Here is a 14,923-nt window from a genome sequence, read left to right on the forward strand (position 1 = left end):
TCCATGACTACCGACTTGAACAACCCCTTGCTCGATTTTTTCGACCTGCCTCGTTTCGATGCGTTCAAGCCCGAAAACGTCACTCCCGCAATTGACGCGCTGCTCGATGAAAACCGTGCAGTCGTTTCCCGGCTTGAAGCGCCGATGCCTTCGGTGACCTGGGAAAGCTTCGTTGCACCGCTCGAAAACGCTACCGAAAAGCTGGGCCGGGCATGGGGCATCGTCGGTCACTTGCATGCAGTCGACGACACGCCGGAATTGCGCGCCGCATACAACGAAAACCTGCCAAAGGTGACCGAGTTCTGGACTTCTCTGGGCCAGAATCTCGCGCTGTTTGAAAAGTACAAGGCCTTGCGCGCGAGCGCCGGGTTTGAAAGCCTGTCGCCGGAACGGAAGAAAATCGTCGAAAACGCCTTGCGCGATTTTCGCCTGGGCGGCGCCGAACTGCCGCAAGAAAAGAAGACGCGCTTTGCCGAGATCCAGGAAAGGCTGGCCGCGCTTTCCACCAGGTTTTCCGAAAACGTGCTGGATGCCACCAATGATTATGCGTTGTTCGTCGACGATGAATCCGAGCTGGCCGGCTTGCCGGAGGACGTCAAGCAAGCTGCGCGCACGGCGGCAGAGCAGGACGGCAAGCCGGGCTACAAGTTCACCCTGCACTTCCCCTCCTACTTCCCGCTGCTGCAATATGCGGACAAGCGCTCCCTGCGTGAAACGATCTACCGTGCCAATGCGACCAAGGCATCGGAACTGGGCGGCAAGCCGGAATGGGACAATACCCAGATCATCATCGAAATTCTGAAGCTGCGTGCCGAAGAATCGAAACTGCTCGGGTTCAAGAATTTTGCGGAAGTCTCGCTCGTGCCGAAAATGGCGAAGACGCCCCAGGAAGTAATCAGCTTCCTGGAAGACTTGGGACGGCGCGCGCGACCGTTTGCCGAAAACGATCTGGCGGAACTGACTACCTTCGCCAAGAAGCAGCTTGGCATCGACAGACTGGAAGCATGGGACGTCGCTTATGCCTCAGAAAAGCTGCGCCAGCAGCGCTATGCATTTTCCGATCAGGAAGTGAAGCAATACTTCCCTGAGCCGAAAGTCATCGAAGGCTTGTTCCGCCTGGTGCAGAATCTGTTCTCCATCGAGATCAAGCCGGACAGCGCGCCCACCTGGCACAAGGATGTGAAATTCTTCCGCATCGAAAAGAATGGCCAGCTGGTCGGCCAGTTCTACCTCGACCTCTATGCACGCAAGGGCAAGCGGGGCGGCGCCTGGATGGACGATGCCCGCGGCCGCCGGCGCAAGGATGGCAGCGTGCAGACGCCGGTCGCCTACCTCACTTGCAATTTCTCCGAACCAGTGGTCGCCGATGGCAGGGCCCGTCCTGCCCTGTTCACCCATGATGAGGTCATCACCCTGTTCCACGAATTCGGGCATGGCTTGCATCACATGCTGACCCAGGTCGAAGAGCTCGGTGTATCCGGCATTTCCGGCGTCGAGTGGGATGCTGTGGAATTGCCCTCGCAATTCATGGAAAACTTTTGTTGGGAATGGGATGTTCTGCAGCACATGACTTCCCATGCGGAGACCGGCGAGCCCTTGCCGCGCGCTCTGTATGACAAGATGGTCGCTGCCAAGAACTTCCAGTCCGGACTGCAGACTTTGCGACAGGTGGAGTTCGCTTTGTTCGACATGCACCTGCACTTTGACTATGATCCCTATGGCAGCAAGACCGTGCAGGCGTTGCTGGACGAAGTGCGCCACAAGGTGGCGGTGCTGATTCCGCCCTCATTCAACCGGTTCCAGCATTCTTTCAGCCATATCTTTGCCGGCGGCTATGCAGCCGGTTACTACAGCTACAAATGGGCTGAAGTCCTGTCCGCGGATGCTTACAGCGCCTTCGAAGAAGCGGCTGCGGCGACCGGCAATGTGGTATCCGCCGATGCCGGATTGCGCTTTCAGACGGAAATCCTGGCCATGGGCGGTTCCCGCCCTGCGCTGGAGTCGTTCAAGGCCTTCCGCGGCCGCGAACCGAGCATCGATGCCTTGCTGCGCCATAGCGGAATGACGTCGTGAACGAACGAAGGGAGAGACACAACATGCAACGACCCGGCTTTTCATTATTGCCCCTGTTTGCCCTGCTGCTGGCGGCAAGTGCCCACGCCCAGCTCTACAAGTGGGTCGGACCGGATGGCAAGGTGACCTACAGCGACACGCCTCCACCGAGTTCGGCCAAGCGCGTCGAAACCAAATCCTTGTCGGACAATACGGCAAATACCAGCGATTTCCCCTTCGAGTTGGCTCAGGCCACCAAGGGCAATCCGGTCACGCTCTACACCACCAGCAATTGCGCGCCCTGCGATGAAGGCCGCCAACTGCTCACGGGGCGTGGCATCCCCTTCTCGGAAAAAACCGTGACCAGCAAGGACGATATTGCGAAATTCCGCCAACTCGACAGCGAAGGCCGGATGCCTGTGCTCATGATCGGCCGCAGCAAGGAGCGCGGCTTCGAGGCAGGCGCATGGAATACCGCCCTGACCGCAGCCGGCTATCCCCAGACCAGCAAACTGCCTCCAAGCTATCGCCAGCCGGCAGCCCAGGCGCTCGTACCGAACAGCCCGGTTGCCACAGCCCAGAATGGCTCCACTTCGGCTGACAAGCCGACATCCGAGGCAAGGGACAACGACCTGCCGCCGGCAGTCGGCAACGCGCCTCCAGGATTTCGCTTCTGATGCGGGCCTGAACCCGGCTTCTTCATTTGCCCTGCCTGCAGCATGGGACCACCAGCTGCGGCAGGTTACGCTTTTCGGTATGCCATGACCCGGATCGATTTTCACAGCGACGTCTCCAACAAGATTGCCTACGCATGCCGGCTGGTGCGCAAGGCCTATGCCGCCAACTGCCGTATCGTCCTGCTTACCCAGGACCACGCAGACCTGGCAGCGCTCGATCAGGCGCTCTGGACATTTTCCGATCGGGATTTCCTGCCCCATGTGACGGCCGACGATCCGCTGGCAGCAGTTACTCCGGTGATCCTGACCGACGCCGACCATGCGGAATTGCCGCACCACCAGATACTCGTCAACCTGTCGACAAGGACTCCGGCCCATTTCGCCCGGTTCGAGCGCATGTTCGAAATCATTTCCACGGACGAGGCGGATAAATCGGCCGGCCGTGAACGCTTTCGCTTTTACAAGCAGCGCGGCTACCCGCTGAGCCACTTTGTCGCAGAAAAAGCATGAACAATTCCACTCCCGACGCCGGCATCCCGGTATTGACCGAGGTCATTCCGGACTACCAGCCGCTGCAAGATCCGTCTCCGCCAGCCATGGATGCCGCACCCGAAGCGGCAAGGCATGAAACCCCGCTTGAAGCGCGCGCACGCACGGAATGGACGGAAGAACAATGGAGCCGGCTTGAGTCCGAAATCAGGGAACGCATCCTGTATCAGGTGCTCGAGCGAGTCGATTACATGCTGGAGCAGCACGTTCGTGACAGCCTGGCCGACGTCCTGCAAGTCGCAGTCTCCGGACTTGCCGAAGAAATCAGGGGTGGTCTGCGCCATACGATCAAAGACGTGATCACACGCGCGGTTTCACAGGAAATCACGAAACTCAAAACTACAAAAACTTAAATTTTTCGTGCTTTTTTTGTTTTTTCAAACATTTCTCCTTACCTGTCGGCGATTTTATAAATTTCAGCCAACCCGATTGAATACATAAACAAGCGATAACTTTCTACAATTCCGCTATCAAATAACGGAGATCCTCATGAAAGTCATCGTATTGGGTTCGGGCATCATCGGCACCGCTTCTGCGTGGTTCTTGCACAAGGCGGGACATGAAGTCACCGTCCTTGAGCGCCAGCCAGGGCCGGCACAGGAAACCAGTTTTGCCAATGGCTGCCAGATTTCCGTATCACATGCGGAGCCCTGGGCGAATCCTTCGGCACCGATGAAAATCCTGAAATGGCTGGGCCAGGAAGATGCCCCCCTGCTGTTCCGCTTGCGGCCGGAATGGCTCCAGTGGAAATGGGGTCTGAACTTCCTGCGCGAATGCACGCCGGCGCGCACCGCCGACAATATTCGTCAGATCGTGGCCATTTGCGAATACAGCCGCCAGACATTGCAGGCAGTCCGCGCAGAGACGGGCATCTCGTATGACCACCTGACTCGCGGCATCCTGCATTTCTACACCGATGCCAAGGAATTCGAAGACTCCCTGCCTGCAGCCAAGCTGATGCGTGACCTCGGTTGCCCGCGCGAGTCGATCGGCGCTGATGAAGTGGTGAGGATCGAACCGGCTCTGGCCAAGATCCGCGACAAGATCGTCGGCGGCGACTTCACAGAAACCGATGAATCGGGCGACGTCTACAAATTCACGACCGGCCTGGCCAGGAAAGCCGCAGAAGGCGGCGTGGATTTCCGGTTCAACACCACGATCACCCGCCTGCTCACCGAGGGTACCGGTGCTGCGGCCAAAGTCACGGGAGTGGAAATCATCAATCCGGACGGCCGGCACCAGGTGCTGCGCGCCGATGCCTTCGTGATGGCGATGGGAAGCTTCTCCGTACCGCTCCTGAAACCGCTTGGCATTGACCTGATGATCTATCCAGGCAAGGGTTATTCGGCGACTTACAAAGTGCTCGATCCGGATGCGGCCCCGAGCGTTTCCCTGACTGACGATGGCTACAAGCTGGTGGTATCGCGCCTGGGTGACCGTCTGCGCGTGGCAGGCACCTGCGAATTGAATGGCTACACCCGGGAACTGAACACTACCCGCTGCGAAGCCATCACCCGCCGCACCCGGGAATTGTTCCCGGACGCCTGCGACTATGAAAATCCGGTCTACTGGACCGGCCTGCGCCCCCTGACCCCGTCCAATGTGCCGTACATTGGCAAGACCAGGTTCAGCAACCTGTTCCTGAATGCGGGCCACGGCACGCTCGGCTGGACCATGGGCTGCGGTTCCGGCCGCGCTATCGCGGAAATCGTGTCCGGACGCCAGCCGGAAGTGGATTTCGCCTTCACCGGCATGCCGCGCCATGTACGGAATCCGCATCCTGTCACCACTCCGGCCCAGGTATAAGCAGACGCGATCGCAGAACCGCCCGATTAGTCCGCCCCGCCCCGCATTTGCGCTGCTCGCTTCCGCGACGCCGCAGATGCGGGGCGTTTTTCATCGTCGTCCCGCATATATAAGGCTTACACAGGCAGGGTGGCCTTACTTGGAAACCCGCACCGCGAGTTCCGGAACCTTTTCGTCGAAAGCAACATGGGTGGAGAACTTGGCGCGCTTCATCGGAAAACGGGACTGGAAATGGCGGACATTGCCGGAACCCGAGATGACCCGCCGCACAAACTGATAGTAGGCATCCATGTCGATCACATGCACGACGAGGAAGTAGTCGAAATCCCCGGAGACGAAATAGCACTGCATGACTTCGGCTTCCTTCGCCATGCGCGCTTCGAATTCCTGCATATGCTCGTCTGACTGGTTGTTGAGGGACACCTCGAGAAAGGCCATCATGCCGTACCCCAGCGCAAACGGATCCACCATTGCCACCTCGGCGCTGATGATGCCGGATTCCCGCAGTTCGCGGATCCGGCGCAGGCAAGTCGGCTGGGAGATATGCACCTTTTCGGCCAGGACACGCGTCGGGATCTGATTATCCTTTTGCAAAAGATTGAGGATCTTGCGGTCGACCTTGTCTAAGGCATGAAATTTCGGCATATGTAAATCAAGGAAAATTGAAAAAAATACCAGAATCCCTCTTTGCGAAAGGTTGTTTCTGTTGTACCGTCTGCCTGTTCAGAATTCTGAATAGGTGAGTTTTGCAGTAACCCTGTCTTTTTTCAATCTTCGGAGGTGACTTTATGCAAAGCACGATCAAAATGCTGCCGCTGGCCGGAGCAGTGCTGTGGGTGATCGCAGGAGGGGTGCAGGCGCAAGAGCAAGTGGTGAAAATTGGCCATGTGGCGCCGATTTCCGGGCCGATTGCGCACCTGGGCAAGGACAATGAATATGGCGCGCGCATGGCCATCGATGAATTGAATGCCAAAGGTGTCACCATCGGCGGCAAGAAAGTCAAGTTTGAACTGCTGGCTGAAGACGATGCGGCTGACCCCAAGCAAGGCACGGCAGCAGCGCAAAAGCTGGTCGATGCCAAAGTCAACGGCGTCATTGGGCACTTGAATTCCGGCACCACCATTCCCGCCTCGCGCATTTACCACGATGCCGGCATTCCGCAAATCTCGCCCTCGGCGACCAATCCGAAATATACTCAGCAAGGCTTCAAGACCGCGTTCCGTGTGGTCGCCAACGATGGCCAGCTGGGCGGCACCCTGGGTCGTTATGCAGTGCAAACCCTGCATGCCAAGAAGATTGCAGTGATCGATGACCGCACCGCGTATGGTCAAGGAGTGGCGGAAGAATTTGCCAAGGGCGCGAAAAAGAGCGGCGCGACCATCGTGGCCCAGCAATACACCAATGACAAGGCCACCGATTTCAATGCCATCCTGACCGCGATTAAATCCAAGAACCCGGACGTGGTGTTCTTTGGCGGCATGGATGCAGTGGCCGGGCCGATGCTGCGCCAGATGAAAGCCCTGGGCATCAATGCCAAGTTCATGGGTGGCGATGGCGTGTGCACCGAAGCCTTGGGCAAACTGGCCGGTGACGCCGTCGGTGAAGACAAGGTGGTGTGCGCCGAAGCCGGCGGTGTGGAAGAAGCTCAAAAGAAAGGCATGGATGAGTTCCGCGCTGCGTTCAAGAAGAAGTTTGGGGTAGAGGTTCAGCTGTATGCCCCGTACGTCTATGACGCCACCATGGTGATGGCCACCGCCATGCAAAAGGCCGGCTCGGCCGATCCGGAAAAGTATCTGCCGGAATTGGCCAAGATCCAGTACAAGGGCGTGACCGGCCCGATCGCCTTCGACTCCAAGGGCGACATCAAGGATGGCACCCTGACCCTGTACACGTTCAAGGGCGGCAAACGTACTCAGATCGCCGTAACGAAGTAAGTCTCTTTCTGAGTCAGGGAAACGCCCGGTTCAACGAACCGGGCGTTTTTCATTGGGGGCATACTTAATGCGGCCCAAATCTAAATGGCCAAAAAAAAAGCGCTCTTGGGAGCGCTTTTTGTATCCGATCGAAGAAGCCAGCTTATTTTTGGGACAGGACCCACTTCACCAGCGTACGGGCTTCCGCCTCGCTGACCTGCGCATTCGCGGGCATGGGCACTGCGCCCCATACCCCGCTACCACCCTTCAGAACCTTTTGCGTCAATTTGTCTTCCGCATCCTTCTGGCCGGCATATTTTGCCGCCACATCCTTGAATGCAGGGCCAACGACCTTGTTCGAGACCGAGTGGCAGGCCATGCAATTCTTCGCCTTGGCCAAGTCGGCATTTGCCATCGCAGCATTGGAAACAAGACCGCCCACCATCAAACAAACCAGCAAAGCACGTTTCATTGTTTTCTCCAAAATGATAACTACCCGATTCTACCTGCTATTGCTGCAAAATTATTGCAGCATGCTTCTACAACACTCGGCCATCAAAATCGTTGACACCCCTTGCCGGCCATTACAATCTTTCACCGGATCTCAACAAACAGGAAAGCTGCCATGCCCTTAATCATTGTCATTGTCTTGCTGTCTCTGCTGCGTTACCTGGAAATCGGACCGTTTGCATCGATTTCCTGGGGCTGGATCGCAGGCCTTTTTATAGTGGCATTCGTCTGGTTCGAATTCCTTGAAAAAATGTTCGGACTCGACAAGCGCAAAGCCCATGAGCAGCTGGAAGAAATGCGCAAGGAGCGCGTCAGGAAAACATTCAACAAGAAATAAGACTGTCTTCCCGCGCAAGAAAAAGGCCGGATCCACTCCGGCCTTTTTTGCGTCTTAACCAGTCACCGCGCCTTTATTGGCAGGCAGAGCCAATGCCGCGAATTTGGCCAGCACGCCACGGGTATACCGCGGTTCAGGCGCCTTCCAGTTTGCACGTCTGCGCGCAATCTCTTCATCCGGCACGTTCAACTGGATCAACTGATTGTGCGCGTCGATCGTGATGCTGTCGCCCTCCTGCACCAATGCGATGGTGCCGCCGACATAGGCTTCCGGCGCCACGTGACCGACCACCATGCCCCAGGTCCCGCCGGAGAAGCGGCCATCGGTAATCAGGCCGACCGATTCGCCCAGGCCCTTGCCGATGATCGCGGACGTCGGCGCCAGCATTTCCGGCATGCCGGGCCCACCCTTCGGGCCGAGATAGCGCAAGACCAGTACATCACCCGCCTTGATCTTGTCGGCGAGGATGGCATCCATGGCGGAATACTCGTCGTCGAACACCCGTGCCGGGCCGGTAATCACCGGGTTCTTCAGGCCGGTAATCTTGGCGACGCAGCCGTCCGTCGCGAGATTTCCCTTCAGGATGGCCAGGTGGCCCTGGTCGTACAAAGCCTTGTCGATGGTACGAATGACGTCCTGGTCTGCGCGCGGCACGTCAGGCACATGCGCCAGTTCTTCGGCGAGGGTGCGGCCGGTGATCGTGATGCAGTCACCGTGCAGCAGGCCTGCGTTCAGCAGGACTTTCATCACTTGCGGAATGCCGCCCGCGCGGTGCAAATCGGTCGCGACGTATTTGCCGGAAGGCTTCAGGTCGCAGATCACCGGCACCTTGCGGCGCATCCGTTCGAAATCGTCGATGGTCCATTCCACTTCAGCCGCATGCGCGATGGCCAGGTAATGCAGGATCGCGTTGGTCGACCCGCCGGTTGCCATGATGACGGCGACCGCATTTTCGATCGACTTGCGGGTGATGATGTCACGCGGCTTCAGGTCGTGCTTGACTGCCTCGACCAGCACGCGCGCCGACTGGGCAGCGGAGCCAACCTTTTCGTCGTCCGGATTCGCCATCGTCGAGGAGTACAGCAGGGCCATGCCGAGTGCCTCGAACGAAGACGCCATGGTATTGGCGGTGTACATGCCGCCGCAGGAACCCGACGAGGGGCAGGCATTGCGCTCGATTCCTTCGAAATCTTCTTCCGACATGCGTCCGGCGGTGAATTCGCCGACGGCTTCAAATGCGGACACGATGGTCAGGTCCTTGCCTTTCCACTTGCCCGGCTTGATCGTGCCGCCATAGACATAGATGCTCGGCACGTTGGTGCGCGCCATCGCCATCATCCCGCCCGGCATGTTCTTGTCACAGCCGCCGATCACGACGCAGCCATCCATCCATTGGCCGTTGACGGCGGTTTCGATGCAGTCGGCGATCACCTCTCGCGAAATCAGCGAATACTTCATGCCTTCGGTGCCCATCGACATGCCGTCGGAAATCGTCGGCGTGCCAAAGACCTGCGGATTGGCGCCGGATTCCTTGATGGTGGCGATGGCGATGTCGGCCAGCTTCTGCAGTCCGGAATTACAAGGGGTGATGGTCGAGTGCCCGTTGGCGATGCCGATCATCGGCTTGTCGAAATCTTCCTTCTGATAGCCCATCGCGTAATACATCGAGCGGTTCGGGCTGCGGGCAACGCCCTGGGTGACGTTTTTCGAGCGGCGGTTGAATGACATGTTGACTCCGGAGTACAGGGATACGGGATAGGCGGCGCACAGGTGAAAGGCAGATTGCGCCATGTTCAAGGACGCTACAGTGCCTTGCACCAAGCCGTATGTCAAATATATGATTTATTCTTCAGTAATATGAATTGCATATGAATATTGAACTGCGGCAATTACGCTATTTCGTCGCCGTCGCCGAGGAAAGCCACTTCGGGCGGGCGGCGGCCCGCCTGCACATGACCCAGCCGCCGCTGTCGCAGACCATACAGTCACTGGAGGCGGCGCTCGGCACGCCTCTCTTCATCCGCACCAAGCGCAGCGTCAGCCTGACGCCGGCCGGCACGGCCCTTCTGCCGGAAGCGCGCCGCATCCTGCAGCAGGCCGGCAACCTGCCCGATCTGGCGCGGCGCGCCGCCTCCGGGGAATCGGGCTTGCTGGCCCTGTCCTTCGTCTCCACCGCCGATTACAGCGTGCTGCCGCCGCTGCTGCGCGAATTCCGGGAGCGCTATCCACAAGTGCAGATCGACCTGCGCGAAGCGACTACCGATGTGCAACTGGAACTCTTGCTGCAGGGCCGGACTGATGCCGGCCTGCTGATTCCGCCCTTGCCCGACAAGTCCAGGACAGACTTCGACTACATGACGGTGCTGTCGGAACCGCTGATCCTGGCCGCCCCCAGGGGCATGAAGGCATTGCAAGGAAATAGCCCCGTCGACCTGAGGCTGCTGGCCGACATGCCGCTGATCGTTTTCCCGCGCCGGATCGCTCCCGCTTTCCACGATGCCATCCTGGCATGCTTTCGCGACGCCGGCCTGACGCCACGCATCGGGCAGGAAGCGATTCAGATGCAGACTATCGTCGGCCTGGTGTCAGCGGGCATGGGCATCGCGCTTGTGCCACAATCTGTCTCGAATTTAAAACGCCCCGGCGTCGACTACAAGCCGCTGGCCGGCAAACCGCCTCTGGTCGAGACCGGCCTGGCCTGGCGGCGTGACAATCAGTCACCGGTATTGCACGCCTTCCTGGAACTACTGCGAAAGAAAAAATAAATGCTGATCCATCCTCTTCCGGACCCGATCGCCATCTCGCTCGGTCCTGTCAAGATTCACTGGTATGGCCTGATGTATCTCCTGGCCTTCATCCAGTTTCTCCTGCTGGGCCGGGTACGGATCCGGCAGCCGCATATTGCAGCTGCCGGGTGGAAGAACGAAGACCTCGACGACATGCTGTTCTATGGCGTGCTTGGCGTGGTAATCGGAGGACGGCTGGGCGAAGTACTGTTCTACAACCCGGCGTTTTATTTCAGCCATCCTCTGGAAATCTTCGCGGTCTGGAAGGGCGGCATGTCCTTTCACGGCGGTTTCCTGGGCGTGCTGATTGCCATGTCGCTGTGGGCACGCAAGCGAGGGCGCAACATCCTGGATGTCTACGACTTCATCGCGCCGATGGTGCCGCTTGGTTATGCCGCCGGCCGCATTGGGAATTTCATCAACGCTGAACTGCCGGGCCGGGTTGCCGATCCCTCATTGCCCTGGGCGATGATCTGGCCGAACGTCGACCAGTTGCCGCGCCATCCTTCCCCGATTTACCAGGCGCTGGTTGACGGTGTGCTGCTGTTCATCATTCTCTGGCTGTTTGCGCGCAAGCCGCGTCCGCGCTTTGCGGTGGGTGCAATGTTCGCCATGTTGTATGGCATGGCACGCTTTTTCACCGAGTATTTCCGCACGCCGGATTACAACGTATCATTTGCCGGCATCACCATTTCGGCTGGCCAGATGCTGTCGCTTCCGATGATTGCATTCGGTGCAATTACGTTGATCATTATTTACACGAAGCGCGCCCGCTAGCTGCCAACGCGCCGCCTCATCCGACAAGGCAGGCGGCGCATGATGCCTATTCCTCCAAGCTTCCAAGAACTCATTTGCAAATCCCGCAGCAATCAAGATGAACGCCAATCTGTACGCTCTTTTCGCTTCACGCTTCCCGCAAGACCGCAGCGCCTGCTGCATCGAAACCCACGACGGACTGTTTTACACCTGGGATGACATTGATCGCGCCTCCGCCAGGATTGCCAACCTGCTGGCAGGACTGAACTTGCCTTCCGACTCGCGCATCGCGGTTCAAGTCGAGAAGTCGCCGGAAGCACTGATCCTCTACCTGGCCACGATCCGTGCCGGCTATGTCTACCTCCCTCTAAATACCGCGTACCGCGTCTCCGAGATGGAATACTTCATCGGCGATGCCGAGCCCGCAGTCGTGGTCTGCTCGCCGGCCAATTTCGGTTGGGTCTCGAAGATTGCTTTTCAGTCCGGCACCCGCCATGTATTCACCCTGGGCGAGCGGCGCGACGGCTCCCTGCTGGCGCGCGCGGCGCACCAGTCGGACAGTTTCGAGCCCGTGGAAAAGCAGCCCGACGACCTGGCGGTCATCCTCTACACCTCCGGCACCACCGGCCGCAGCAAGGGCGCCATGCTCACCCATGGCAATCTCGCATCGAATGCCAAGGTATTGCAGGAATACTGGCGCTGGCAGGATGGCGATGTCCTGCTGCACGCCCTGCCGCTGTTTCACATCCACGGCCTGCTGGTCGCGTCGCATGGCGCGCTGCTGAATGGCAGCAAGATGATCTTCCTGCCGAAATTCGATGCCGGACAAGTGATGCAGTACCTTCCACGCTCGACCATCTTCATGGGCGTCCCGACCTACTATGTGCGCCTGCTTGCCGACCCGGCATTCGGCAAGGAAGTCTGTGCCAACATGCGCTTGTTCGTATCCGGCTCCGCGCCCCTTCTGCTGGACACTTTCAATGAATTCATCCGCCGCACCGGACACACCATCCTGGAGCGCTATGGCATGAGTGAAACCGTGATGCTGGTGTCCAATCCCTATGACGGCCCTCGGGTCGGTGGCACCGTGGGCCTGCCTTTGCCCGGCGTGTCGGTGCGCGTGACGAAGGATGGCCGGGAATGCGCTACCGGGGACATCGGCAATATCGAGGTGCGCGGGCCGAACGTGTTCAAGGGTTACTGGCGGATGCCGGAAAAGACCGCCGAAGAATTTACCGCCGATGGCTATTTCAAGACCGGAGATGTGGGCAGATTCGATGCAAACGGCTACCTGAGCATTGTCGGACGCAGCAAGGACCTGATCATTTCCGGCGGCTACAACGTCTATCCCAAGGAAATCGAATCCCTGCTCGATGACGTGGATGGGGTGGCTGAATCCGCGGTGATCGGACTGCCGCATCCGGATTTTGGAGAAGCAGTCGTTGCAGCGGTGGTTGTTCGGCTGGGAGCCGTTCTGACGGAAGCTGCCCTGATTGCTCATGCCAAGGCCAGCATCGCCAACTACAAGGTGCCGAAGCGGATTTTCTTCGTGTCGGAGCTACCCCGCAACACGATGGGAAAAGTCCAGAAAAACCTGCTCCGCGAGCAATTCAAGGATACATTCCAGGCATTAGCTGCTATCTGAAACCCTTGTAAAGCATGTAGGCTGCCAGGGCATACAGCACGATGGCGAAAATTTTCTTCAGCGTCTGTACCGGCAGCTTGTGGGCCGTTCTCGCGCCGAGCGGGGCAGTAGCAACACTGGCCACTGCGATCACGACCAGCGCGGGAACATAAATGAAGCCGAGCGATCCGGGCGGCAGATCCGGCAGCTTCATGCCGTTGTAGATGTTCGAAAGCGTCCCGGCAAAGGCGATCGGAAATCCGAGTGCCGCGCTGGTTGCAACCGCATTGCGGATGTTCACGTTACACCATGTCATGAACGGCACCGAAACGAAGCCCCCGCCCGCCCCTACCAGGCCGGACAAGACGCCAATGACGCCGCCGGCGGCAAACATCCCGGTCGCCCCCGGCAGGTTGCGGGATGCGGCTGGCTTTTTATTCAGCAGCATCTGGGTGGCGGAAAAGGTGATGAAAATGGCGAAGAACAGGGCAAGCGCGGATGAACTCATTTTTGCGCCGATCCAAGGTCCGATCCAGGAACCGACCAGGATGCCGGGCGCCAGCAGCTTGACGACCGGCCACAAGACGGCTTTGTGCGCATGATGCGCGCGCACGGAGGAAATCGAGGTGAACATGATCGTCGCCAGCGACGTGGCGATCGCCATGTGCACGATATACTCCTGCGGAAAGCTCTTCGCCGTCAGGATCATCGTCATGAACGGCACCATCAGCATGCCTCCTCCGATGCCCAGCAATCCGGCCGCAAATCCGACGACCGCCCCCAAGGCCAACAGGCCGATGATCAAGCTGATGTCCATGTACTGACTTCTTTCTTATTTACGCAAATGCGTAATGATACAGCGCCATTCTCCGGGCGTGACCGGGGTGATGGACAGCCGGTTGCCGCGCTTGAGGATAAGCATGTCGGAGAGTTCCGGCAGGTCGCGCAACTCGGGCAATGTCATCAGCCGCGTCTTTTCGGTGGCTCGCACATCCACCAGCATCCAGCGCGGATTTTCGCGGCCTGCTTTCGGATCGTAGTATCTGCTCGTCGGGTCGAACTGGGTGGGATCCGGATATGGCGTGCTCGCGACCTCCGCAAGGCCCGCTATGCCGGGTTCGGCGCAACTCGAATGGTAGAACAGCACGCCGTCGCCCACGCGCATTGCATCGCGCATGAAATTGCGCGCCTGGTAATTGCGCACACCAGTCCAGGGCACGGTTTGATCGGGAGCGGCGAGAGCATCATCGATGCTGACCTCGTCCGGCTCGGATTTCATCAGCCAATATCGCATGGAATCCAAACAGGCAGCATGCGCTCAAACTGCGCATAAAAAAGCGGCTGCATGAATGCAGCCGCTTTGGAGTTAGTCCCGCCTGTGCCGTCTTTGCCGGCATCCCGAACCTTGCGGTTCAAGGTGGTCACAGTTAGTTCAATTTCGGGTTCATCGGACTAGCGACGCTCACTCCCATCGAACGAATTTCCGCGACCTATGCTCAACAATGGTTCAAGGAATATATGGCAATCGCGAACACGGCAGGAAGCTTTAGTGTACCCCAATCGAGTCACATGTCAAAGACTTTGAGTCGAATTTAAAAAAGGTTTTCCTGAGGAGCCAGCGCTTCATCGAGGATCGAATGCATCGAAGAAATTTTTTGCCTGATTTCGGCAATGCTCATGTCGCCAAACGGACCATCCGTCATTCTGGTCGCAAGAAGTTCTGCCGCGATGCTCAGCGCCGCCATCACCGCGATCCTGTCATTTCCCTTGACCTTGCCGGTATCCCGGATTGCGCTCATCTTCTCGTCCAGGTAGGCGACGGCTTCCTTCAGCGCTGCTTCCTCGCCTTCCTTGCATGCGAGTCGAAACGCTTGCCCCATGATCGTGACGTCAAGCTGAGTCATGCTTTTCCT

16 protein-coding genes and 1 other RNA gene are annotated in these 14,923 nt (G+C 58.4%); 10 read left to right on the forward strand and 7 right to left on the reverse strand.

The genetic code is table 11. The features are described 5' to 3' along the window. Window positions 1-3: 3 nt before the first annotated feature. The 5 genes from HGHM_RS11405 to HGHM_RS21185 all read left to right on the forward strand — a co-directional run bounded on the left by HGHM_RS11405 (window position 4) and on the right by HGHM_RS21185 (window position 5,084). Window positions 4-2,073, forward strand: coding sequence for a M3 family metallopeptidase (locus HGHM_RS11405; RefSeq protein ID WP_019141662.1), 2,070 nt, complete (start codon window positions 4-6; stop codon window positions 2,071-2,073). 23 nt (window positions 2,074-2,096) lie between these two features. Next, window positions 2,097-2,729, forward strand: a complete 633-nt coding sequence (locus tag HGHM_RS11410; protein ID WP_026075935.1) for a glutaredoxin family protein — start codon at window positions 2,097-2,099, stop codon at window positions 2,727-2,729. A gap of 84 nt (window positions 2,730-2,813) precedes the next feature. Next, a complete protein-coding gene (locus tag HGHM_RS11415; RefSeq protein WP_019141664.1) occupies window positions 2,814-3,239 on the forward strand; it encodes a DNA polymerase III subunit chi in 426 nt (141 codons plus the stop codon). Continuing rightward, on the forward strand, window positions 3,236-3,631 hold the full coding sequence (locus HGHM_RS11420) for a hypothetical protein (protein WP_019141665.1): 396 nt from the start codon (window positions 3,236-3,238) through the stop codon (window positions 3,629-3,631). The genes HGHM_RS11415 and HGHM_RS11420 overlap by 4 nt, the downstream gene beginning before the upstream one ends. Before the next feature lie 136 nt (window positions 3,632-3,767). Then, complete coding sequence (locus tag HGHM_RS21185; protein ID WP_019141666.1) at window positions 3,768-5,084, forward strand: D-amino acid dehydrogenase; 1,317 nt, start codon at window positions 3,768-3,770, stop codon at window positions 5,082-5,084. Between the two features lie 135 nt (window positions 5,085-5,219). Here HGHM_RS21185 and HGHM_RS11430 read toward each other — a convergent pair whose 3' ends face one another. Next, the gene (locus HGHM_RS11430) at window positions 5,220-5,729 is read right to left on the reverse strand and encodes an Lrp/AsnC family transcriptional regulator (protein WP_019141667.1); all 510 of its coding nucleotides are present in this window, start codon (window positions 5,727-5,729) and stop codon (window positions 5,220-5,222) included. A gap of 143 nt (window positions 5,730-5,872) precedes the next feature. On the opposite strand from HGHM_RS11430, the gene HGHM_RS11435 reads away from it, so the two are divergent. After that, entirely contained in the window at window positions 5,873-7,018 is a 1,146-nt protein-coding gene (locus tag HGHM_RS11435) for a branched-chain amino acid ABC transporter substrate-binding protein (protein ID WP_019141668.1), read from the forward strand. Window positions 7,019-7,160: 142 nt separating this feature from the next. Here HGHM_RS11435 and HGHM_RS11440 read toward each other — a convergent pair whose 3' ends face one another. Continuing rightward, window positions 7,161-7,469, reverse strand: coding sequence for a c-type cytochrome (locus HGHM_RS11440; RefSeq protein ID WP_026075936.1), 309 nt, complete (start codon window positions 7,467-7,469; stop codon window positions 7,161-7,163). 153 nt (window positions 7,470-7,622) lie between these two features. Between HGHM_RS11440 and HGHM_RS11445 the strand changes: the two genes are divergently transcribed. Further along, on the forward strand, window positions 7,623-7,844 hold the full coding sequence (locus tag HGHM_RS11445) for a TIGR04438 family Trp-rich protein (protein ID WP_019141670.1): 222 nt from the start codon (window positions 7,623-7,625) through the stop codon (window positions 7,842-7,844). A 54-nt stretch (window positions 7,845-7,898) separates the two neighbouring features. Here the strand turns inward: HGHM_RS11445 and ilvD are convergent, their stop codons facing one another. Then, window positions 7,899-9,572 carry a dihydroxy-acid dehydratase gene (gene ilvD / locus HGHM_RS11450; RefSeq protein WP_026075937.1) on the reverse strand — a complete coding sequence of 558 codons (1,674 nt, stop codon included), beginning with the start codon at window positions 9,570-9,572 and terminating at the stop codon, window positions 7,899-7,901. Between the two features lie 140 nt (window positions 9,573-9,712). Between ilvD and HGHM_RS11455 the strand changes: the two genes are divergently transcribed. The 3 genes from HGHM_RS11455 to HGHM_RS11465 all read left to right on the forward strand — a co-directional run bounded on the left by HGHM_RS11455 (window position 9,713) and on the right by HGHM_RS11465 (window position 13,031). Continuing rightward, window positions 9,713-10,609: a LysR substrate-binding domain-containing protein gene (locus HGHM_RS11455; RefSeq protein WP_019141672.1), complete on the forward strand. Its 897-nt coding sequence runs from the start codon at window positions 9,713-9,715 to the stop codon at window positions 10,607-10,609. Then, window positions 10,610-11,407 carry a prolipoprotein diacylglyceryl transferase gene (gene lgt / locus HGHM_RS11460; protein ID WP_019141673.1) on the forward strand — a complete coding sequence of 266 codons (798 nt, stop codon included), beginning with the start codon at window positions 10,610-10,612 and terminating at the stop codon, window positions 11,405-11,407. A gap of 97 nt (window positions 11,408-11,504) precedes the next feature. Continuing rightward, on the forward strand, window positions 11,505-13,031 hold the full coding sequence (locus HGHM_RS11465; RefSeq protein WP_019141674.1) for a malonate--CoA ligase: 1,527 nt from the start codon (window positions 11,505-11,507) through the stop codon (window positions 13,029-13,031). Here HGHM_RS11465 and HGHM_RS11470 read toward each other — a convergent pair. The 4 genes from HGHM_RS11470 to HGHM_RS11480 form a co-directional block, all read right to left on the reverse strand. Continuing rightward, complete coding sequence (locus HGHM_RS11470) at window positions 13,024-13,827, reverse strand: sulfite exporter TauE/SafE family protein (protein WP_019141675.1); 804 nt, start codon at window positions 13,825-13,827, stop codon at window positions 13,024-13,026. The two genes, HGHM_RS11465 and HGHM_RS11470, sit on opposite strands and share 8 nt — an antisense overlap. A 15-nt stretch (window positions 13,828-13,842) precedes the next feature. Then, window positions 13,843-14,304, reverse strand: coding sequence for an EVE domain-containing protein (locus HGHM_RS11475; RefSeq protein WP_051155293.1), 462 nt, complete (start codon window positions 14,302-14,304; stop codon window positions 13,843-13,845). A 71-nt stretch (window positions 14,305-14,375) separates the two neighbouring features. Next, window positions 14,376-14,556, reverse strand: a non-coding RNA gene (gene ssrS / locus HGHM_RS22650) — 6S RNA. 46 nt (window positions 14,557-14,602) lie between these two features. Continuing rightward, a complete protein-coding gene (locus HGHM_RS11480; RefSeq protein WP_019141678.1) occupies window positions 14,603-14,914 on the reverse strand; it encodes a cell division protein ZapA in 312 nt (103 codons plus the stop codon). Between the last annotated feature and the right edge of the window lie 9 nt (window positions 14,915-14,923).

The sequence above is a fragment of the Noviherbaspirillum massiliense JC206 genome, from assembly GCF_000312045.1.
In the GTDB taxonomy this organism is placed as follows: Bacteria; Pseudomonadota; Gammaproteobacteria; order Burkholderiales; family Burkholderiaceae_D; genus Noviherbaspirillum; species Noviherbaspirillum massiliense.